Origin of the sequence: Nonomuraea sp. NPDC049784 (assembly GCF_040659615.1) — a bacterium.
GTDB lineage: Bacteria > Actinomycetota > Actinomycetes > Streptosporangiales > Streptosporangiaceae > Nonomuraea.
The window spans coordinates 14,629-34,390 of sequence record NZ_JBFAMX010000020.1 but is presented as its reverse complement, the minus strand read 5'-3'; the positions used below and the strand labels follow the sequence as shown (position 1 = coordinate 34,390).

Below are 19,762 nucleotides of genomic sequence, written 5' to 3'. Positions count from 1 at the left end.
CAGAGAGTAATGGTTCGGTCATGTGATCTCACGCCGTTTCGGCAACCAGGACACCAACATCCACACGAGAGCCAGCGCCCCCAGCCCGAACCCGTTCTGGACGATCTTCCCCAGCACCAGGCTGACCCCCGGGATGTCGGCCGCCTTCAGCGAGACCCCCCACCAGGGGACGGGCACCACGTAGTACAGCCAAACGCCCGCCGCCACCCTCAGCCTGACCGGATCGCGCCCGTCCCCCACGATCGCGCCGAGCACCACGACCACCCAGGCCAGATGGTGGATCCAGGCGACCGGGGAGAGCAGCACGGCCATCAGCCCGACCAGCGCGACCGCGGTCATGTGGTCGTTCGCCTTGTACGCGTCCCGCGCGCCGCGGAACCCGTACCACGCGACCACGGCCACCACCACGATCCAGATCAGGGACGTCGCCAGATCGGGCATGTAGAGCCGGAGCAACATGCCGCGGATCGACTGGTTGGTGGTGGCCGCGTTCGCGCCGACACGTCCGGGATCGAGCAGCGCCGAGAACCAGAAGCCGGCCGCGTCCCGCGGGATCACCGCGAACGGCAGCAACGTCAGCACCGCCGTCGTGAAAGCCGCCATGAAGAACGTCCGCCACTGCCGCGTGACGAGCAGGTAGATCAGGAAGACACCCGGCGTGAGCTTCACGGCTGTGGCCAACCCGATCAGGAACCCACGAGGCCACCAGGGCTTTCTGGCCACGCAGTCGGCCAGGCACAACGCGACCAGCAGGATGTCCACCTGACCGAACCGCACCTGGTCCCTGATCGGCATCAGGTACGCGCAGGCCACCATGAGCAGCGCGAACACCCACGGCACGTACTGCCGCAGCGCCTCTCTCCGCAGGACCTCTCTGAACGCGAACCCCACGGTCACGGCCAGCGCCACGAAGATCCCGGCCGTCCAGACCCACTGGGCGGTCCCCCAGGACATCTTCGCCAGCGCCACGGCCAGCATCGCCGCGATGGGAGGATAGGTGAAAGGCAACAGCTGCGGTGCGGGTGTGACGTAGTCGTACACTGACCGGCCCTCGAGCAGCATCTGCCCGCCGGTACGGTAAACGTCGAGGTCGACCAGGCGTTGATCGTCGGGATTGGTGAGCCACATGTGCACCAAGGGCGCCACGGCCGCGGCGACCACGAGCACCACGACCGCCCACGCCCACCACTGCCGCCGTATCACCTGCACCTCGCCACTTGTCACGATGTGGCACGTTACCGTGGCTGTTGTTGATCGAGGGGCAATCACTGGGGGTTCTGTAAATGCCACATGCCATGCCCAGCCGGTACGGCGAGCACGACGAACGGCATGCGTCTGCCCCTTTCACGGCAACAGACACACCTTGCGCAACATCGGCCCCTGAAGGCACCGCAGCGACACCGGCGCCCACCGGCCCTGCCCCGGTCCCCCCGCTCAAGCCGACCCCCAGCACGCCAACCCTCAGATCGGCCCTCGCCACGCCAACCCCCGAGCCGGCTCTCGCGGCGCCAACTCCGAAGCACGCCCTCGCCGCTCAGGGGAGCACGGGAGCCAGCGCCGCTCCGGCAGGCTGGCAGGCCCTCGCCACTCGAGGCAGACGGACCCTCGTCGCATGGTCGAGCGGGCGGACCCTCGCCGCGCTCATCCTCAGCATGACCGCCACGATGTGCCTCATCCCATCGCCGGCGGCCGCCACGACATCCCTCACCACATCGACCAGAGCAGCCACAAAGGCCACCCTCCAGACCGGCGCACCAGCTGCCAGCACGCGACCAGCCGCCGGAGGACGATCCACGCCGACCGCCCAAGAGCAGGCCGTTCAGGCGGCGCGGGTGGCCCTCATCGGCGTACCAGGCCTCGAATGGAGCGACCTGGACCCGTCGCGAACCCCCAACCTGTGGTCACTCGTCAGCCAGGGCACCTCAGGCTCCCTCTCGACGCGTGCCGTACCGCCCCCGGACCGCGGCACCACCTGCCCCACAGCGGGCTGGCTGACCATCTCAGCAGGCCAGCGGGCGGGCACGGCGGGCAAGGGCTGCCCTCAAGCGCCCGCCCCACAACTCACAGGAGAAGCCGCCAAGATCCCGGACTGGCAGGCCCTGACCGCGTACCAATCCGAAACCGGATACGACGCCCAGCTCGGCACCCTGGGCCAGCTGGTGACGGACAACGGAGGCAAGGTCGCCGCCGTAGGCCCCGGCGCCGCCCTCGCTGCGGCCGATAAGTCCGGAAATATCGCCAAATACGCTCCCACCCCCGACGCCGTCGGCGACCTGACCCCGTACAACCTGATCATCATGGAGGTCGCCGACCTGGCCACCGCCTGGACCAAGCAGCCCTTGGACGAGTACGGCGTCCCCACCCAACTGCCGACCGCAGCCCGCCAGGAGGCTGCGACCCGCGCAGACCGCCAGCTCGGCACCCTGATCGCCAAGCTGCCCGCCGACACCACCGTCCTCGTGGCAGGCGTCTCGGACGTGTCCCCGAACGCCCACCTCCACGTGGCGATCGCCAAGTCCCCGAACGGCCAGCCGTACGGCCACGGCTACCTGACCGCCACGTCCACCCGCCAAGACACCCTGGTCACGATCACCGACCTCACCGCCACCACCATCCACCTCCTCGGCCTCCCCGCCCCGCGCCAGGTGGTCGGCCGCGCCTGGCAGCCCAACGGCACCACCTCTGCCACACCGGCCGACACGGTGACGGAGCTGGCGGACGGCGACCTGGCCAGCCAGGTGCTCCGGGAGGTACGCGGCCCGTTCTTCACCGTCCTGGTGACGGTTCAGCTCCTCTTCTACGCCTTCGCCGCCCTGGCCCTCCGCCGCCGCCGCTCCCCCAACCGTTCAACCCTCACGTCCAACACCTCCGAGGGTGCCACCGGCACCACCCGCACCCCTTCATCAGCCGACTTCGCGGGCACCTCTGCCCCGGCCCCCTCACCGGCCGACTTCGCGGGCACCACAACTCCCGCCGCCTCACCCGACGACAACACCAGCACCACAACCGCCGCCCCCTCGTCCGCCGGCATCGCGAGCGCCTCAAAGCTCCTCAAAGCCGTCCAGATCGTCGCGGTGATCAGCGGGGCCATCGCCGTCTCCACGTTCCTGGCCCAGCTGGTGCCGTGGTGGACGCTGCCGGTGCCGATGCTGTCGGTGATTGTGACGATCCTGGCCATCGCCGGTCTGGTCACCGCCCTGGCCTTCGCCGGGCCCTGGCGGGCTCACGTGCTGGGCCCGCTCACCGTGGTCGCCGCCGTGACCTCCCTGGCCCTCCTCATCGACGTCATGACGGGCTCCAAGCTCCAGGTGAACGCCGTGACCGGCTACGAGCCCGTCACCGGAGGACGCTTCTACGGCTTCAGCAACATCGCCTTCGCCGTCTACGCCACAGGCACCATCCTCGGGCTGGCCGGGGTGGCCCAGTGGTTGCTCGGCAGGGGTGTGTCCAGGGTCGTGGTCGTCGGGGTGTGCGCGGTGTACGGAGGGGTCGCGGTCTTCGCGGACGGGTGGCCTTCGTGGGGGGCGGACTTCGGCGGTGTGCCGGCGTTCGTGATCGGCTTGGCGGTCTTCCTCATACTGCTTTCCGGCAAGCGTGTGTCCCTGCTGAGGCTGCTGCTCGTCGGCCTGATGGGAGCCGTGCTGGTGGGCACCCTTTCCGTCATCGACTGGCTGCGTCCCGATGACCAGCGGACCCACCTGGGCAACTTCGTGCAGCAGATCATCGACGGCCAGGCGTGGACAGTCGTCGGGCGCAAGTTCAGTGCCATGATCGGCGTAACCATCGGAAACTGGTCACTGACCCTCCTCTCGCTGGTCGCGCTGGCCTTCCTCTTCCTGGTGCTCGCCCGCCCCTCGCGCTGGGGCGCCTCGGCCCTCGGCCAGGCGTACCACCTGGCTCCGACGCTCCGGGCAGGTCTTTTCGGCGCTCTCACGTGTGCCTTCGTCGGCTTCCTGATGAACGACTCCGGCATCGCCATCCCCGCTATGGCCCTGACGGTGGCCGTGCCGCTGACGCTGGCGGCCTGCGTTCGCGCCCTGCAGCTCGCCAAGCCCACAGGATCAGCGCCGCCGTCAGGGCAAGCAGCGCCCACGCGAGCTGAGGCCTGAGCACGGTCATCAGCCACTCGAGGTCCTGTGGCTGCCCCACCACCCTCGCAGGGAGGTACGCGAGCGACAGGACCAGCAGGTGCGCGACCACGAACCCGTCCACCGCGGAGGCCGCCACCAGCGCCAGCAAGCCGAGCGCCAGGCCGTCGTACCAGGGCAGGATGTACGGCGTGGCGAACAGGTACGCCACCACCAGCCCCACCGCCACAACCGGTGCCTCAAGCCCACCGGCTCCAGGCGAGGTCCCCAGACTCACCCCATTCGACGTGTCGTCGTCCTTCGCCAGGCGCGCGATGTCTCGGCTTCGGCGTCCGCTCGCTGAGAGCCGGCTTGACCGGCTGGAGCGGGAGGCCAGGCGGAGCAGGGACCAGGCGGTGAGCATGAGGACGAGGAGGGAGCCGATCTGGATTTCCGCCCGGTAAGCGCTGCCGGTGCCCACGATGGCCTGGAGCCAGCCCTGGACGAGTTTCCAGAACGAGACGTGGGAGATCGACTTGCTGGTGCGTGTCATCGGGGCGATCGCCTCTGGACCGACGATCGCGTATCCGGCGACCACCACCACGAGCGCGCACGCCGCCATGAGGGCCAGGCGGGCGGGTCGTCGCCGTAGCTCCCAGGCCGGCCCGAGCGCCACCAGGCCGGCGTTGACCTTGATCGCCACGCCCAGCCCGAGCAGGACACCGGAGCCCATGGGGCGGCTTCTGGCCAGGAGCGCGGCGACCATGCAGGCGATGGCGAGGGTGTCCACATGCATGCCCGCCACCAGCTGGTAGAGCAGGAGTGGGTTGGCCGTCCACAGGAGAGCGGCCCTCAGCCGCCTGGTGGGATCGTCTCGGGTGAAACGGTCGATGAGGAGGCCCGTCACGATGAATGCGGCGGCGTTGAACAGTGCCAGCACAAATATCGTCAGGCGGAGTGAGTCGCCGCCGATCCAGCTCGCCACCGCTTGCAGGGCCGTTGCCACGGGGCCGTACACGCTGGGCTCCTCGCGCCACGGATCCTCGACCGCGTCGGCGATGGGGTCGCCCGGCAGGTCGACCGCGCCATGGGTGTACGGGCTCAGGCCAAGCGTCACCATGCGACCGTAGGCGGCGTAGTTGAGGTGGTCGCCGGAGCCGGAAGGAGGCAGGAACGCGAGGATTGCCGCGGTCACGCAGCCCGTGAGCACGAGGATGCGGGCGCTGGGCAATGGCAGGCGAGCCCTTCGGGTGCCTGCCTCGCCGTCCCGCGAGTGGAGGGACGCGGTGGGGTGGCGGACCAGGGCGAGGGCTGTCAGGAGGCCGAGGCCGCCCAGGATGAGCGCGACCGCGGCAAGGGCCACCACCAGGTGAGGCTCGGGGTGGACGTCAAGAGAGTACGGCGGGTGCCAGCTCGGGCCGGTCAGGGCGGGGACCATCGGCGACGGGCCCAGGAGGCCTATGGTGATCGTCAGCAGGATCGAGGCGCCGATCGCCGCCGTGGCCGGCCCCGCGAGCCGGCCGCGTGCCTTTTCGTGCCGCTTCTCCGAAGTCACCGGCAAATTCCAGCACACTCGCAAGGCGGCTTCGGACGGGCGAGGCATTCCTGTGGATAACTCGGATCGGGCCATGGCCTCTGTGGATCACGGAGCCCGAGCTGCCCGATCGTGGATTTCAAGCTTGGGACCGCAGAGGCTGCCCGAGCTGAGGATCACCGACCCTGACCTGGGGATTGCGGCAAATCGTCGAGCCTGAGGCGCAAGCCGGGGTGGCCGCTGAGGACGGCCGTGATTGCGCCTGGCGCCGGCAGCATGACGTCCGTCGGCGCTCGAACTGGGTGTCGTGGAGCCCGAGCACAGTGGCTCCACGACACGGTCCCGGAAGTGAAACCGCCCGGTCCGAGGTGCGGCCGGAAGCGACGCCGCCCGGCATAGGGAACGACCACTGGGAACGAAGCCGCCCCACATTTCCCAGTCGGCTGATCAACTCGATGTCCAATAGGTGGAGATGGTCAGCGATTGAGCCGAAGTTTGTCGAGATTTTGGGCGATAAGCGGCTCCCTGGTGGCCAGGGCTCGCGCCACGTCCCGGAGTTGCCTGGCTCGATGGAGCTGTGCCCGCCAGTCCGTCCCCGTGGCACGGTGGGCCATCTCGACCTCGACCTCCACGACCCGGAACCCCTTGCGCAACAGGTCGATCGTCAGCGCCGTCTCCACCCCGAACCCGTGCGCCAGCGGACGCGCCGCTTCGAAGGCGGCTCTGGTGAGGCAGCGCTGGCCGTTGAGAGGCTGGACGGGCTCGAAGCCGGTGGCTCGGCGGATGCCCTCTTTCGACAGGCGTACGACTAAGCCGTGGCCGCCCAGCTTCACCCTCGTCGCGAAGACCGCGATTGTCATGTCGGCCTTGGACGCGCGTACGGGCTCGATGAGAGGTGCGGCGGCGCGGGCCGTTTCGCCCAGGTCGGCGTCCAGGAAGAGGAGGTGGCGAGGGCTGCGGCCCTCGTCCAGGAGGCGGACTGCCTCCGCTCCCGTCTCCATCGCGGCGGCCTTGCCCTTGTTGCGGCTGTGGCGCACCACCCGGGCTCCCGCCGCGCGCGCCACCCTGCCGGTCTGGTCCGTCGAGCCGTCGTCCACGACCACGACCAGATCCACGCCGGGCAGGTTCGCGGCTGCCGTGACGGTGGCCGCGATGCGATCGGCTTCGTTGACGGCCGGTATGACGACCGCTGTGTCGCCGTCACTACTCATCGAGCATCACCTCCGTACACGACACCCTCCCGAGGCCGGGCGAGCAAAATGGCCGACATCCGAGCGCGGACCCACCCGAGCGCCACTGACGGCCTGAGCGCGGCCCCCACCCGAGCGCCACCGGCATCCCAAGTGCGGACCCACCCGAGCGCCACTGACGGCCCGAGCGCAGCCATCACCCCGAGCACGGCCCTCATCCGAGCGCCGCCGCCGGCGTCCCGAGCGCGGGCCGACCGGTGCCGATGGCCCTGTCCAGGTCACCATCGCCACCGTAGCCGACATCCGCACTTCAACGCGGCACGCCGCCGACCGGAGGCCGCGCCGACACGAGTCCGCGCAGGCGGACGCGCACGGATAATGTCATGATCCCTCGGTTATGAGGAACTCCTGCGGCACCTCATCGTGCACGGTGAACACCGAGTCGAGCCCGGTGACCTGCAGAATCTTCCGTACGGCAGGACGCGGGGCCGCAACTTCGAGCGCCCCTCCCTGCTCCTTCATCCGTTTGAGTGCCGACAACAGCACGTTCATCCCCGTGGAGTCACAGAAATCCACGGCGGACATGTCGATGACCACCCGGCTGGGCCCCTCCTTCAGCAGCCGAGTGAACTCGGTCTGCAGGTGAGGCGCCGTGTAGAGGTCGATTTCTCCGGTGATGGCAACGAGTGCTGACCCGGCATGTGATCGAGTCGAGACCTTGAGCTCCACATGGGCAGGCTAGCGGCGCGGAGGCTTCCGGTCACGTTCTCACGCCGATAGGGGAACCACAGGTTTTTGTCCTCCGTTTGGGCTCCATGGAAACGGAGAGTACGCGAAGCTTGACAACGTGATACCAGAACCAGCGCGACCTCATGGAGAAGGAGGGGCTGGGGCACGGCCGGCGGGCCCCGCGTCGATGAAAGCAGACAAACCTGAAGATCCTCAGCGTCAAGGACTCCGGGAGCGCCTGGAGACCATCCTCATCCGCACAGAGAAGGCCACGTCATGGCATGAAGAAGCAGAACGCCTCCGCAGCCTGGTGAACCGCGAAGGCTACGTCCCCATCCGCACCCGGCTCGCGATCGAGGACCTCGACTTCGTGGCGGGTGCCCGCACTGATCTGCTCAGGTTCTTGGAGCTCGGGCTGAGGCTGCTGGATCTCCATCAGCCGAGGGACGCGGGAGGCATCACCAGCGACGCCGCCCACCCGATCCTGCGGTGCCGGAGCTGCATGTGGCGCTGGCCTTGCCCGACATTTCGAGCAATGTCGGAGTCGTTCGGAGCCAGGGAAGCAGCAGAAGCACCACCACCCGAATCCACACCACCAGAGACGGCACTCCCCGAGAGCGCCTGAGACGGGGAGATCCAGGAGGTCAGCCGCCGAAACCGCCGACCAGCGGAAGCCGGATCTCGAACCGGCAACCCGGGCCGTCGTTGACCACCCCGATCACCCCGTCGTGCGCCTCCACGATCCCCTGCGCGATGGCCAGTCCCAGCCCTGCCCCACCGCCCGCGGCAGGGGTACGAGCAGCCTCTCCCCGGAAGGCCACCTCGAACACCCGAGGCAGGTCTTCCTCAGGAATCCCCCCACAACAATCCGTAACCGACAAACAAGCCATTCCCTCGTCATCCACCCCCGCCCGCAGCACTACGGTCTGGTCCGATGGCGTGTGCCGGATGGCGTTGACCACGAGATTCCGCAGCGCCCTCCCCAACGCCCCGGCGTCGGCCTCCACCGGCACGGATGCCGAAGCCTCCGCCGTGAGAACCACGCCCTTGGCCCTGGCGAGCGGCTCGGCCCCGGCGAGCGTGTCGGCCACGAGGTCGGCAAGGCCGATGCGCGACCGCGAGAGCCGCAGCGCCCCCGCGTGGATCCGCGACAGCTCGAACAGGTCGTCCACCATCGCCGAGAGCCGCTCCACCTCAAGCTTGATCTGCCCGTGGTAGCGAGCGACCGTCGGCGGGTCCGACACCACCCCGTCCTCCAGCGCCTCGGCCATGGCCCGCATCCCGGCCAGCGGCGTACGCAGGTCGTGGCTCACCCACGCGACGAGCTCCCGCCGCGCCCCCTCGAGTGCCCGCTCCCGCGCGTACGCCTCCTCCAGGGTGTTCGCGATCGTCTGGAGCTCGGCCGGCAGCCCCTGCGGCGCCGCGAACGGCACGGCCCGCACGGCGGACACCAGCCTCCTGCTCTCCCGCACCACCCGCCTGGCCAGCACGAACGCCACCCCGAGCCCGACCAGCCCGCCCACGGCCACCACGCTCAGCACGAAGTCCTTGACGGGGCCCCCGATGATCATCTTCATGATGATGGCCACGACCCCGGCCAGCGTCGCAGCCACGGCGACCACCACGACCACGGCCAGCATCACCCCGATGGACCTGGTGCGCAGCCGCCCCATCACCCAGATGCCGAGCAGCGCGATCACCAGGCCGAGCCCCGCGGTGACGGCCACGACCGTGAGCAGCTCGCTGGCCCGCACCATCAGGAACCGCCCTCCAGCGGCTCGTACCGGTACCCGACCCCCCACACCGTGACGATCCTCCGCGGCTCGGTCGGATCTGCCTCGATCTTCTCCCGCAGCCGCCGTACGTGCACGGTCACGGTGGAGGAGTCGCCGAACGACCACCCCCACACCTGGTTGAGCAGCGCGGAGCGGCTGAAGGCCTGCCGAGGATTGCGCATGAGGTAGGCCAGCAGATCGAACTCCCGAGCCGTCAGCATCACCTCGTCCCCGCGCAGCCGTACCTCATGAGCTCCCACGTCCACCACCAGGTCCTCGTCCCGCAGCACGCCGGTCCCACCGGTCACGGACGCGCCACGGGCCCGCCGCAGCACGGACTGCACGCGCAGCGCCAGCTCGCGCGGGCTGAACGGCTTGGTCACGTAGTCGTCGGCCCCCGTCTCCAGCCCGACCACCCGGTCGATCTCCTCGCCGAGCGCGGTCAACATGATCACCGGTACGGGCCAGCGCTCCCTGAGCTTCCTGCACACCTGCAGCCCGTCGATCTTGGGCAGCATCAGGTCGAGCACCATGAGGTCCGGCGGATTGGCCAGCGCCCTGCGCAGCGCCTCCACGCCGTCGCCGACGCATTCGACCTCGTGCCCGTCACGTTCCAGATACCGCGCGACGACCTCGGAAACGGTCGGATCATCATCGACGACCAGGATGCGGGTGTTCACGCTTTCACGGTACGGCTGGCGCGCGGGGAAGTGTCATGCACGTCATTGGTTCGTAAGCCTCGCGGATCATGGCCGGAGGACGTACGGTGGGCTGCATGGGTAGAGTCGTGATGCTCGTCATAGGGACCCTGCTGGGTCTCTTCGTGCTGTTCAACTTCCTGCTGCCGATGGTGATGGGCCTGCTCAAGGTCGCCCTGATCATCGGCGTGGTCGCCTTGCTGGTATTCATCGCGGTGACCGTGGTGGGCAAGTCCTCGCGATCGAGTTGACGTCCTTCCTGTTCGACCCGTGGCTGGTCGGGATCACCATGGTGGCGATCCTGCTGCTGGCCACGTGGGCAGCCATGTTGCTGCCCGTTCTCAGTGGGGAGTCGCCGAGCTTTCCGCTGACCTACGCGCGCCGCACGGCCTTCCAGCGCCAGCGTGACCCGGACGCGGCAGGCCGCTCGCGTCCACGAGCTCCTTGAGCATGCCCCGCTTCAACCATCAAGCGGGGCTCCTCGAACGAGACGGGTGAGCCCTGATCCACTCGGATACTCGAAGTAGGGCTCATGATCGATTCTCTTGTCACGTTAGTCGTCAACATGTCCGGGGGCAGCGCCGCGCTCGGAATCGTGCTGTTCACGCTAGCCGTACGGCTCATGCTGCTACCGCTCAACGTACGCAGGGACCGCGCGATGAAGATCCGCGCACGGCTCGCCCCCAAGCTGCGCGAGCTGCAAAAACGCCACGCGCGCAACCCTGAGCGCCTGTCCAGGGAGACGTCCGCGCTCTTCGCCAAGGAAGGCACCTCGCCGTTCGCCGGATACCTGCCCATGCTGGCGCAGCTGCCGTTCATGTGGCTGATGTACCGGGTGGCCACGCATCCGAGCGCGCTGGTCGGCCATGACCTGTTCGGGGCTCCACTGGGCCAGCAGGTGGCTGGCGTGGTGGCTCATTACGGTCTGGCCAGCACGCCGGTTTTGGTCTTTGTTCTGGTCATCGTGCTGGTCGCGGCGGTGGCGTGGCTCTCCGCCAGGAGTATCGAGGTGGCGGAGGACCAACCGGAGCTGCTGAGGAAGGTCCTGCCGTTGATGCCGTACGGCTCCGTGCTCGCCGCGCTGGTGCTCCCGCTCGCGGCCGCGCTCTACCTGCTCGTCTCCACGGCGTGGGCCGCGGGCGAACGGGCAGTGCTCGCTACCCGGCCTCTTTGAGGGTCTTGACCTGCCCGTTCATCGACACATGAGGGGCGGGCAGGATGGCCCACACCGTTGTCGTGTCGCCGTCGTGCCGGACCCCCCAGCTCTCAGCCACGTACTCCACGATGCCGAGCCCCCGGCCCCCGAGCGAGGAGAGGGTCGGGCGGCCGGCCCGCGGCTCGGTCGCCGCGCCCCCGTCGCTCACCGCCACCTCGATGTGATCGTCACTCCGCAGCCAGGCCACCCTCACCATGCCCGACGGCAGGGGGTGCGCGTGCCTAAGCGCGTTGCTCAGCAGCTCGCTCACCACCAGCACGGCGTCGTCGATCGCCGTCGAAAAAACCCCGCTGTCCTGCAGCTCAGTGCTCAGGCGCTGGCGGGCAACGGCGACGCTGGACGGCGCGTACGGCAGCAGCACCACGCTTGACACACCCACCTCCCCGTTCCCTGTGCCCCCCACGGGAACACTCCCCGGTACGACCGAAATGCCCCGTTACTCGATCCCAGAAACCGCATCTCGATCACAGCTTGTGCACATTGGACGATAGATCAGCGCAACTGTGACCACCTCGTTACCGCATCGGTGTGTCGGATCCGATAGGGGAAACAGCTCGTAGCAGGAGCCGCATTCTCGTCCCTCCTCCAGGTCGCGGGTGGGCGCTCACATCTCCCCCCTGGGCCCTCGCGAGGCTGCGGACGATGTAAAGACCGAGCCCTACTCCACCAAACCTTCTCCGGTCGCCGCTGTCCACCTGGACAAACCTCTCAAAGATCCGCTCCCGGTCAGGCGGCGCGATCCCCACCCCTTCGTCATCCACGACCACGACGACGTTGTCGTCCTCTGGCCAGGCCGCCACGCTGATCAATCCGCCCTTGGGCGAGTACTTGAACGCGTTCTCCAGCAGCTGCCCAAGAACGATGTCCGTGGCCAGCGCATCACCCAGCACGGTCGGCAGCCCGTCGGCGATGACCACCTCGACCCGGTGCTTGTCCGACAGCGCGGGCAGCCCCAGGGTGGCCGCGTCGATCCGCTCGGCCAGGTCGAACGCCTCGATCCGCACCTTCAGCTCGTCCGCCCCCGCTCTGGCGCCGAGCAGCAGGTGGTCCATGAGGTCACCCAGCGACCTGGCCCGCTCGGCGATCGTGTGGACGGCCGAGCGGCGCTCGGGGTCGCTCATCTTGTCCCAGCGCCTGTCGAGCGTGCTCGCGAACCCGCGCACGATCGTGATCGGCGTACGCAGCTCGTGGCTGGTCGTGGCGAGGAACAGGTCCTTGGCCTCCTCGAGCTCCTTGGCCGTGGTCACGTCACGGAAGTCGATGACCACCTCGCCGGTCTCCTCGACCCGCGCGCTCACGACGTCGAGCCACCGCCCGGTCTCCATCTGGAACGTGACCTTCTCGCCCGGTTTGGGCAGCGGGAACGGCGGCGGCCCGCCGATGACGGCCTCGGCGGAGAACGCGGTGAGCTCGGCGGCGGCCGGGTTCCACCGCACCACGCGGCCGGCCGCGTCGAGCACCGCGATGCCGTCGGCACTGGCGTCGAAGACGGCCTGCTCGTGCGCCCGCTGCCGGATCGCCTCCTGGTAGGCGACCGCGTTGCCGACGGCGATGCCCGCGTGCCCGGCCAGCAGTTCCAGCAGCTCCAGTTCGAGGTGTCCTGGCGTGCTCTCGGCGAACAGCGCGTACAGGGCCCCGTACGGGCGCCCGCCGACGGCGGCCAGGCCGAGCGCGATCGTGTGCAGGCCGTTCAGCCGCGCCCACACCAGGTCGTCCAGCCCGTTCGACTGCAGCAGAACGGTCTTGCCGGTGCGTAAGAGCTTGTCCACGAGGCTCGTGCGCAGGTCCGTGGTGGTGCCTCTGATGGCGTCCGGCAGCTGGTACGTGCTGACCAGGCGTAGCCGATCGCCCTCGATCAGCACGAACCCGCCCGCGTCCGCCCCCGTGAGCTCGGTGAGGCTGGCCGAGATCCGGTCGAGCACGGCGGAGAGCTCCAGCTCGGAGTTGATGTCGCCGACCACGTCGGTCAGCCTGCGCACCAACTGTGCCCTGCGGGCCATGCGGTTCCTGGCCAACTCGTCGGCCCGCGCGAGATGGTGCACGCAGACGTACCCGGCCACGGAGCTGCCCAGGCGCAGCGCGCTGATGTCGACCCGCACGTCGAGGACGGTCCCGTCGTTGCGTAAACGCTTGGTGCGGACCGAGACCTGGCCTCCGGTGCGTACGCGTTCGAGCACGGCGTTGTGCTCGGCGGTGAGCTCACCAGGCACGATCGGCGCCCGGCGCCCGAGCATCTCCTCCGCCGTCCACCCGAACAGCCGCTCGGCCGCTTCGTTCCAGACCAGCACACTCTGATCCCGGTCGACGACCATGACGGCGTTGGGCGAACAGGCGAGCGCAGCACGAGCTATCTCATCGTCACTCCCGGCCCATTCGTCCCCCACTCCTCCATAGTGCCCGTGGCAGGGTGAGTGCGTCGGGCGATCCGTCCGATACGCTGCGGTCACGGCGATTCTCGGTGGGTGGGGAGGGTGGGTGCCATGTCGAGTGGTGATCTCGATGCCTTGTTGCGCGTGACCTCCAACACCTATCGAGGTGAGACACCCCCTGACATCGCCTTCGGCACCTATGACGGCGCCGTCGGCAGGCTGGTGCTCGCGGTGACGGGCAAGGGCATCGTGGCGTGCAGCTTCGAGCCTGAGAACAATGTGTTCGAGCTGATCACGAGGCATGTGGGCACGTTCATCGGGCCGGACGCGCGCCGGCTCGACCCGGTGCGCAGGGAGCTGGACGCTTACTTCTCGGGCCGCCTGCGCGCGTTCGCCACGCCGGTGAACCTGACGCTGGCCACGTCGTTCGCCCGCACGGTGCTGCAGAAGACGATGGCGGTCCCGTACGGCACGACGACGACGCTGGAGGCGATCGGCGCGAGCATAGGCAGGCCGCGCGCGCTGCGGGCGATCGGCAACGCGCTGGCCTCCAACCCCGTCTGCGTGATCGTGCCGTGCCACCGGGTGGTGCGCGAGGACGGCGGGCTCGGCGACTACGCGGGCGGCCCCGCGGCCAAGCAGCACCTGCTCAACGTCGAGAAGCGCGCCCCAGCGAGCCGATGAGCAGCGTCACCAGCGCGGCCACGATGGCCGCGCCGAGCGCGCCGTTCATCCACGACTGCCGGGTGAAGCCGATGGCCTCGCGGACCGACTGCCAGATGGCGTCCCACTGCGGGACCGTGGGCGTGGAGGTCGTCAGCCAGTACGCCACGAAGCCGAGGGCCCACGGCACCAGCCTCGACCAGCGCGAGGGCGCGTTCTCCGCGGTGTTCCAGTCGCGCGAGCCGCCCAGCACGAAGTAGTCCACGGCCAGCACCGCGAACATCGGCACGAACACCGCCCCGATCACCCCCAGGAACGCCCCGTACGAGTTGACGTCCACGAACAGGGCGATCGCGACGGTCAGCACGCCGATGGCGGTGGAGAGAATGCGCCGGTCCACGCGCGGCATCAGGTTCTGCAGCGAGACCGTGGTGGAGTAGACGTTGGCGAACGACTGGTCGGTCTCGCGCAGCACCAGGATCGCGAAGAACAGCGCGCCCAACGGCACGGCGACGAACGGGCCGAACACCGACGTCCCATCGGCCTGCACCACGTCCGCCCCCGCCATGGCCACCGCGTACACGCCGAGCCCCAGGCAGGCCACCTGCGCCAGCGTGTAGCCGCCGACCACGCCGGTGAACGCGGCCCTGCCCGACCTGGAGTGCCGGGCGAAGTCCGCCGCCATCGGCACCCACGACACCGACAGCGCGATCACGTAGTCAACGGCCGGGGCGAACGCCGTCCAGGACCCGCCGGTGTGCGCGGGGGCCCGGGTCAGGAAGAACCAGGCGAACCACAGCAGCGACACGATCACGCCGACGGTGACGTACCGCCGCAGGATCCGCACCGACCCGAGCGGCCAGATCGTGAGCGCGGTGGTCAGCGCTCCCGCCACGATCACCCACACCTGGTACGGCACCGCCCCGAAGATCGCGCTGGCCGCCTTGGCGATGACCCACAGCTCGAACGCGCCCCAGCCGATCATCTGCACGATGTTCAGGACCGTGGGCACGTACGAGATCCTCGCCCCGAACAGCCCACGCAGCAGCACCATCGCGGGCTGCCCCGTCCGCGTGCCCGGGACGGCGGACAGGCCGACCATGGCCGTGCCGATCAGGCTGCCCACCACGACGGCCGCCAGCGCGGCGGCCAGGCTGAGCGGGGCGTTGCCGAGCGGATCGAGCAGGAGCAGCGCTCCGGAGAAGCCCAGGAGGCTGACCCCGAGGTTCGCCCAGAGCGCACCCTGGTCGAGCACGCCAAGGGTCTTGGGCGGCCTGCCCTCGAGAGTCAGGGGAACCTCGTTGGCGACATGCGTCATCGCACACTCCCTACGCCGGCATTACCCGGACAGGTTCAGGCGGTCGGCAGCGGATCTCTTGCTGCCCTCTCAGCCCGGCGAACCCCGAGCTCCCGCGACGATCTGAAGTTAGCGCCCTCATCATGCCCTAGTGGCGGCAGAAACGCCACAGGGAGGCTTTACGCGTGCTTTTGGAACTTTTTATGCCACGACGGGCGTTTGACCGGTCTCGCTGACCATCGGGCGACGCGCGTACTCCCACGACTGCATGCCGCCACCGACGTTGACCGCGTCGCGTCCGAGCTGGTTGAGCCAGGCCGCGACCTGCAAGGATCGGCCGCCGACCCGGCAGACGACGTAGACCGTCCGGTCACCGGGCACCTCGTCGACCCGCCCTTGGATCTGGGTCATGGGGATGTGGACTGCCTCCGGCGCGTGCCCGGCGACCCACTCATCCTGCTCTCGGACGTCGAGCAGGTAGGCGTCGTCGGGAACGGCACTGGCTTCGATCTCAGGAACGGTCATGACTCCATCATCTCGCGCCGCGCGTCGTAGGCGGCACGCGCCGTGGCGATCTCCTGCTGGTGCTCCTCCGTCCACGTGACCAGCGCCTTGATGGTCTGGTGGAGGGTACGGCCGAGCGGCGTCAGCGCGTAGTCCACCCTGGGCGGCACGACGGGATGGACCGTGCGGCTGACCAGACCGTCGCGCTCGAGCTGGCGCAGGGTCACGCTGAGCATGCGCTGGCTGACACCGTCGATCTCGCGGCGGAGCTGGGTGAAACGCAGGGTCTGGCAGTCGAGCAGGGCGATCACGAGCAGCGACCACTTGTCCGCGATGCGGTCGAGTATCTGCCGGACCTCGCAGTCCTCACGCGTGTCCCACTGGCGTACGTCGTAGTCGTCTTCCACGGTGCTGTCGCAGTAACCGAGTGATTCCAAAGTGCCTTCTTCCATGACATTTCATGGTCGCCGATGATGTGTCCGGTTACAAGAGAGAACCGATATGCCTAGAAGTAACCGGGAGTTTGTTATGCCTGCTCGCTCTTGGGGCGTGCTGATCGTTCTATGCGGAGCCATCTTTCTCGAGGGCATCGACGTGGCCATGCTCAACGTCGCTCTCCCGTCCATCAGGGCCGACCTGGGACTGTCCACCGGCGTGCTGAGCGGGGTCGTGAGCGCGTACGTGCTCGGCTACGGCGGCTTCATGCTGCTCGGCGGCCGGGCGGCGGACCTGCTGGGCCGGCGGCGGATGTTCCTGATCTGGCTGGGGGTGTTCCTGGCCTTCTCCGGGCTCGGCGGATTCGCTCATGAGGGGTGGGTGCTGCTGGTGGCCAGGTTCGTCACGGGAGTGGCCGCCGCGTTCATGACCCCCGCCGGGCTGTCCCTGCTCACCACGACCTTCCCCGAGGGCCCGCAGCGGAACCGGGCCCTGCTCATCTACGCCGGCACGGCCGCGGGCGGCTTCGCGCTCGGGCTGGTGATCGGCGGCCTGCTGACCGCGTTCGGCTGGCGCTGGGTCTTCTTCGCGCCCGTCCTGCTGTCGCTGGTGATCCTCCTCGCCGCGATCCCCCTGCTCAAGGGCTCTCCTTCCGACCCCCTTCCTTCCGGGCCCCGCGGCGGCGGCTTCGACGCGGCCGGCGCTCTGAGCGTCACGGGCGCGATGATGCTCCTGGTCTACGGGGTGGTACGCCTCGAGCACCCGTCCGACAACTGGCCGCTGACGGCGGCCACCTTCCTCGGGGGCCTGGCGCTCCTCGGGGTCTTCGTCGCCGTCGAACGCCGCTCCACCCGCCCCCTGGTCCGCCTCGGCATACTCAGGTCGGGCGCCCTGGTACGGGCGAACGTCACGGCCGCCCTGCTCACGGCGTCGTTCTTCGGCTTCCAGTTCCTGGTCACGCTGTATCTGCAGGAGCTGCGCGGCTGGTCCACCATCCAGACGGGCCTGGCCCTGCTGGCGGCCGCCGCCGACGTGGTCCTCGCCCCGACGCTCACGCCGTGGCTGGTCAACCGGTACGGCAACGCCAAGGTCGTCCTGGGCGGCCTGCTGTCGGGGCTGCTGGCATACGCGCTCTTCCTCGGGGTGGGACTCGACTGGACGTATGCGGCCATGCTGCCCTCGATGCTGCTGATCGGCCTGATGTTCGCCTTCGTCTACGGCCCCCTCACGATCGTGGCCACGGACGGGATCGCACCGGAGGAGCAGGGGCTCGCGAGCGGCCTCATCAACACGTCGTTCCAGTTCGGCGCCGCCCTGGGCCTGTCGATGGTGACGGCGGTCAACGTGGCGGCCCTGGGCGACGAGACAACGGCGGAGTCGGGCCTCACGGCGCTACGCACGGCCCTGGCGGTCCCGGTGACGGCCACCCTGCTGGCCGCGGTGGTGGCGGCCTACGGCCTCCGCAAGCACATGGGGACGCGGAAGGCAGACCGGGTGCCGATCGACGCCTGACCCACCCACTCAGGCCGACCATGGGACGCACCGGCTCGTGGGGGTGCGCCGACTCGTGGGCGCCAGCTCGTGGGGCGCAACCGCTGGTCGGGAGCGCACCGCCCGTGAAGGCACCGCCCGTGAAGGCACGCTCGTGGGGGCGCGCCACGTCGGCGGGACGATGGGCGGTGCTGGCGGTTGGGGTTTAGCCGACTCGGCCGTAAAAGATCATTTAAGCAACCGAGAGAGGCGCCGGTCGGCGAGCGGCTTGCCGCCGGTCTGGCAGGTGGGGCAGTACTGCAGGGACGAGTCGGCGAAGGACACCTCGCGGATCGTGTCGCCGCACACGTCGCACGGCTGTCCTGTCCGGTTGTGGACGCGCAGCCCGGACTTCTTCTCCGCCTTGAGGTCCTTGGCCGCCAGCCCGTGCGCCCGCTCCACCGCCTCCCCCAACGTGGTCACGATGGCCTCGTGCAGGTCGGCGATCTGCGCGTCCGTCAGCGACGAGGCGATCTTGAACGGGGACATTCTGGCCGCGTGCAGCACCTCGTCCGAGTACGCGTTCCCGATGCCCGCGATGATCTTCTGGTCGCGCAGCAGCCCCTTGATCTGGGTGCGGTTGCCGCTCACGATGCGCTTGAGCGCGTCCACGGTGAAGGACTCGTCGAGGGGGTCGGGGCCGAGGGAGGCGACGCCGGGGATGTCTTCGGGATTTTTCGTGACGTAGACGGCGAGGCGCTTCTGCGTCCCCGCCTCCGTCAGCTCGAACCCGGGCGCCAGCCCCTCCTCGTCGGGTGCCAGCCGGACCCGTACCGCGAGCGGCCCCTTGCCCGGCCGCACGGGCTTCGCGCCCGAGAGGTCGTCGCGCCAGCGCAGCCACCCCGCCCTGGCCAGGTGGATGACCAGGTGGAGGCCGTCGCAGTCGAGGTCGAGGAACTTGCCGTGCCGCGACACGCTGGTGACGGTCAGCCCTCCGAGCGCGGTCACGGGCGGATCGAACGTCTTGAGCGCCTGGATGGCCACCACGTCGACCCCCAGGACCGTACGGCCCACCGCCCGCTCGCGCAGGAAGTGGGTGAGAGACTCCACTTCGGGAAGTTCCGGCATGCCACCAGGGTACGGCGCACACCGAACTGTCCACAGCCTGTGGAAACCGTGTCAGGTGAGCACGGCTACGGCACGTCCCAGAAGGCCAGCTCGTGCGCCATCCCCTCGGCGAACAGCGCCTCCGCCCGCGCCGGATCCGGCGCCGCCTCGTCGATCATCTGCGCGATCCGCACGGTCAGCGCCTCGAACCCCGGATCCGCGTACGTGTCCACCCAGGCCCGATATCTCGGCTCAGCAGGCGGATCCTCCGCCAATATCCGCCCAAGACTCGAATATCCCCACATACACGGATAAAGCGCGGCCAGTCCCTCCCCATAGGAGGCCGCCGACTCCAGCAGGAACGCCGTGTACGCCGCACACGCCGGCCCCTTCACCGCCCCCTCCAGATCGGCCCCGAACTCCGCCGACATCGACCTGTGCAGGCTCAGCTCGTCGTGGTACGTGGTGTGCGCCAGGTCCACCAGATCACCCAGATGCTCGTCGGGAGCCTGCCAGGCCAGCCGCGCGAAGACCCGTACGTAGTCGAGCAGGAACAGGTAGTCCTGCTCCAGCCACGACCTGAACACCGGCTCCGGCAGGTCGCCACGCCCGATGCCGGCCACGGTGGGGTGCTCGAGCTGCGCCTGGAGCAGCGGGCGGCCAATGGCGTGCAGCTTCTCCGAGATGGTCATGGTTGGGAGGTTAGTG

Annotated in this window: 19 protein-coding genes, 1 pseudogene and 1 riboswitch; of the genes and pseudogenes, 7 read left to right on the top strand and 13 right to left on the bottom strand. The window is 69.0% G+C overall.

Annotation, left to right across the window (positions count from 1 at the left end; translation table 11 throughout):
* Positions 1-18: 18 nt before the first annotated feature.
* Positions 19-1,224: a glycosyltransferase 87 family protein gene (locus tag AB0J09_RS07950; RefSeq protein WP_360686930.1), complete on the bottom strand. Its 1,206-nt coding sequence runs from the start codon at positions 1,222-1,224 to the stop codon at positions 19-21.
* Positions 1,225-1,832: 608 nt separating this feature from the next.
* On the opposite strand from AB0J09_RS07950, the gene AB0J09_RS07945 reads away from it, so the two are divergent.
* Positions 1,833-4,109 carry a hypothetical protein gene (locus AB0J09_RS07945; protein ID WP_360686927.1) on the top strand — a complete coding sequence of 759 codons (2,277 nt, stop codon included), beginning with the start codon at positions 1,833-1,835 and terminating at the stop codon, positions 4,107-4,109.
* Positions 4,110-4,440: 331 nt separating this feature from the next.
* On the opposite strand, the pseudogene mptB reads toward AB0J09_RS07945, so the two are convergent.
* The 3 genes and pseudogenes from mptB to AB0J09_RS07930 all read right to left on the bottom strand — a co-directional run.
* A pseudogene (gene mptB / locus AB0J09_RS07940) lies at positions 4,441-5,505 on the bottom strand (polyprenol phosphomannose-dependent alpha 1,6 mannosyltransferase MptB); the annotation flags it as partial.
* A 572-nt stretch (positions 5,506-6,077) separates the two neighbouring features.
* Complete coding sequence (locus AB0J09_RS07935; protein ID WP_360686924.1) at positions 6,078-6,812, bottom strand: glycosyltransferase; 735 nt, start codon at positions 6,810-6,812, stop codon at positions 6,078-6,080.
* Positions 6,813-7,172: 360 nt separating this feature from the next.
* Entirely contained in the window at positions 7,173-7,520 is a 348-nt protein-coding gene (locus tag AB0J09_RS07930) for an STAS domain-containing protein (protein WP_360686921.1), read from the bottom strand.
* 310 nt (positions 7,521-7,830) lie between these two features.
* On the opposite strand from AB0J09_RS07930, the gene AB0J09_RS07925 reads away from it, so the two are divergent.
* Positions 7,831-8,145: a hypothetical protein gene (locus AB0J09_RS07925; protein ID WP_360686919.1), complete on the top strand. Its 315-nt coding sequence runs from the start codon at positions 7,831-7,833 to the stop codon at positions 8,143-8,145.
* A gap of 19 nt (positions 8,146-8,164) precedes the next feature.
* Here the strand turns inward: AB0J09_RS07925 and AB0J09_RS07920 are convergent, their stop codons facing one another.
* On the bottom strand, positions 8,165-9,277 hold the full coding sequence (locus AB0J09_RS07920) for an ATP-binding protein (RefSeq protein ID WP_360686916.1): 1,113 nt from the start codon (positions 9,275-9,277) through the stop codon (positions 8,165-8,167).
* Positions 9,277-9,975: a response regulator transcription factor gene (locus AB0J09_RS07915; RefSeq protein WP_360686913.1), complete on the bottom strand. Its 699-nt coding sequence runs from the start codon at positions 9,973-9,975 to the stop codon at positions 9,277-9,279. The genes AB0J09_RS07920 and AB0J09_RS07915 overlap by 1 nt, the downstream gene beginning before the upstream one ends.
* Before the next feature lie 95 nt (positions 9,976-10,070).
* Between AB0J09_RS07915 and AB0J09_RS07910 the strand changes: the two genes are divergently transcribed.
* The 3 genes from AB0J09_RS07910 to yidC all read left to right on the top strand — a co-directional run bounded on the left by AB0J09_RS07910 (position 10,071) and on the right by yidC (position 11,167).
* On the top strand, positions 10,071-10,244 hold the full coding sequence (locus tag AB0J09_RS07910) for a hypothetical protein (protein WP_360686910.1): 174 nt from the start codon (positions 10,071-10,073) through the stop codon (positions 10,242-10,244).
* Entirely contained in the window at positions 10,241-10,441 is a 201-nt protein-coding gene (locus AB0J09_RS07905; RefSeq protein ID WP_360686907.1) for a DUF6412 domain-containing protein, read from the top strand. Before AB0J09_RS07910 ends, AB0J09_RS07905 begins: the two co-directional genes overlap by 4 nt.
* Before the next feature lie 84 nt (positions 10,442-10,525).
* Positions 10,526-11,167, top strand: coding sequence for a membrane protein insertase YidC (gene yidC / locus AB0J09_RS07900; RefSeq protein WP_360686904.1), 642 nt, complete (start codon positions 10,526-10,528; stop codon positions 11,165-11,167).
* On the opposite strand, the gene AB0J09_RS07895 is transcribed toward yidC, so the two are convergent.
* Both AB0J09_RS07895 and AB0J09_RS07890 read right to left on the bottom strand, forming a co-directional pair.
* Positions 11,151-11,582 (bottom strand): ATP-binding protein, encoded by a 432-nt coding sequence (locus AB0J09_RS07895; RefSeq protein ID WP_360686901.1) that lies wholly within the window; start codon positions 11,580-11,582, stop codon positions 11,151-11,153. The two genes, yidC and AB0J09_RS07895, sit on opposite strands and share 17 nt — an antisense overlap.
* A gap of 142 nt (positions 11,583-11,724) precedes the next feature.
* Positions 11,725-13,593, bottom strand: coding sequence for a PAS domain-containing sensor histidine kinase (locus AB0J09_RS07890; protein WP_360686898.1), 1,869 nt, complete (start codon positions 13,591-13,593; stop codon positions 11,725-11,727).
* Between the two features lie 129 nt (positions 13,594-13,722).
* On the opposite strand from AB0J09_RS07890, the gene AB0J09_RS07885 reads away from it, so the two are divergent.
* Positions 13,723-14,262: a methylated-DNA--[protein]-cysteine S-methyltransferase gene (locus tag AB0J09_RS07885; RefSeq protein ID WP_360686895.1), complete on the top strand. Its 540-nt coding sequence runs from the start codon at positions 13,723-13,725 to the stop codon at positions 14,260-14,262.
* On the opposite strand, the gene AB0J09_RS07880 is transcribed toward AB0J09_RS07885, so the two are convergent.
* The 3 genes from AB0J09_RS07880 to AB0J09_RS07870 all read right to left on the bottom strand — a co-directional run bounded on the left by AB0J09_RS07880 (position 14,228) and on the right by AB0J09_RS07870 (position 16,494).
* Positions 14,228-15,559, bottom strand: a complete 1,332-nt coding sequence (locus tag AB0J09_RS07880) for a cytosine permease (RefSeq protein WP_360686892.1) — start codon at positions 15,557-15,559, stop codon at positions 14,228-14,230. The two genes, AB0J09_RS07885 and AB0J09_RS07880, sit on opposite strands and share 35 nt — an antisense overlap.
* Positions 15,549-15,665, bottom strand: a riboswitch (TPP riboswitch). (Overlaps the previous gene by 11 nt.)
* Before the next feature lie 74 nt (positions 15,666-15,739).
* Positions 15,740-16,063 carry a rhodanese-like domain-containing protein gene (locus AB0J09_RS07875; protein WP_360686889.1) on the bottom strand — a complete coding sequence of 108 codons (324 nt, stop codon included), beginning with the start codon at positions 16,061-16,063 and terminating at the stop codon, positions 15,740-15,742.
* Entirely contained in the window at positions 16,060-16,494 is a 435-nt protein-coding gene (locus AB0J09_RS07870) for a helix-turn-helix domain-containing protein (RefSeq protein ID WP_360686886.1), read from the bottom strand. The genes AB0J09_RS07875 and AB0J09_RS07870 overlap by 4 nt, the downstream gene beginning before the upstream one ends.
* 76 nt (positions 16,495-16,570) lie before the next feature.
* Between AB0J09_RS07870 and AB0J09_RS07865 the strand changes: the two genes are divergently transcribed.
* On the top strand, positions 16,571-17,989 hold the full coding sequence (locus AB0J09_RS07865) for an MFS transporter (RefSeq protein ID WP_360686883.1): 1,419 nt from the start codon (positions 16,571-16,573) through the stop codon (positions 17,987-17,989).
* Positions 17,990-18,196: 207 nt separating this feature from the next.
* Here the strand turns inward: AB0J09_RS07865 and AB0J09_RS07860 are convergent, their stop codons facing one another.
* Positions 18,197-19,075 carry a DNA-formamidopyrimidine glycosylase family protein gene (locus AB0J09_RS07860; protein WP_360686880.1) on the bottom strand — a complete coding sequence of 293 codons (879 nt, stop codon included), beginning with the start codon at positions 19,073-19,075 and terminating at the stop codon, positions 18,197-18,199.
* 65 nt (positions 19,076-19,140) lie between these two features.
* Positions 19,141-19,746, bottom strand: coding sequence for a transcriptional regulator (locus tag AB0J09_RS07855; RefSeq protein ID WP_360686878.1), 606 nt, complete (start codon positions 19,744-19,746; stop codon positions 19,141-19,143).
* Positions 19,747-19,762: the final 16 nt, after the last annotated feature.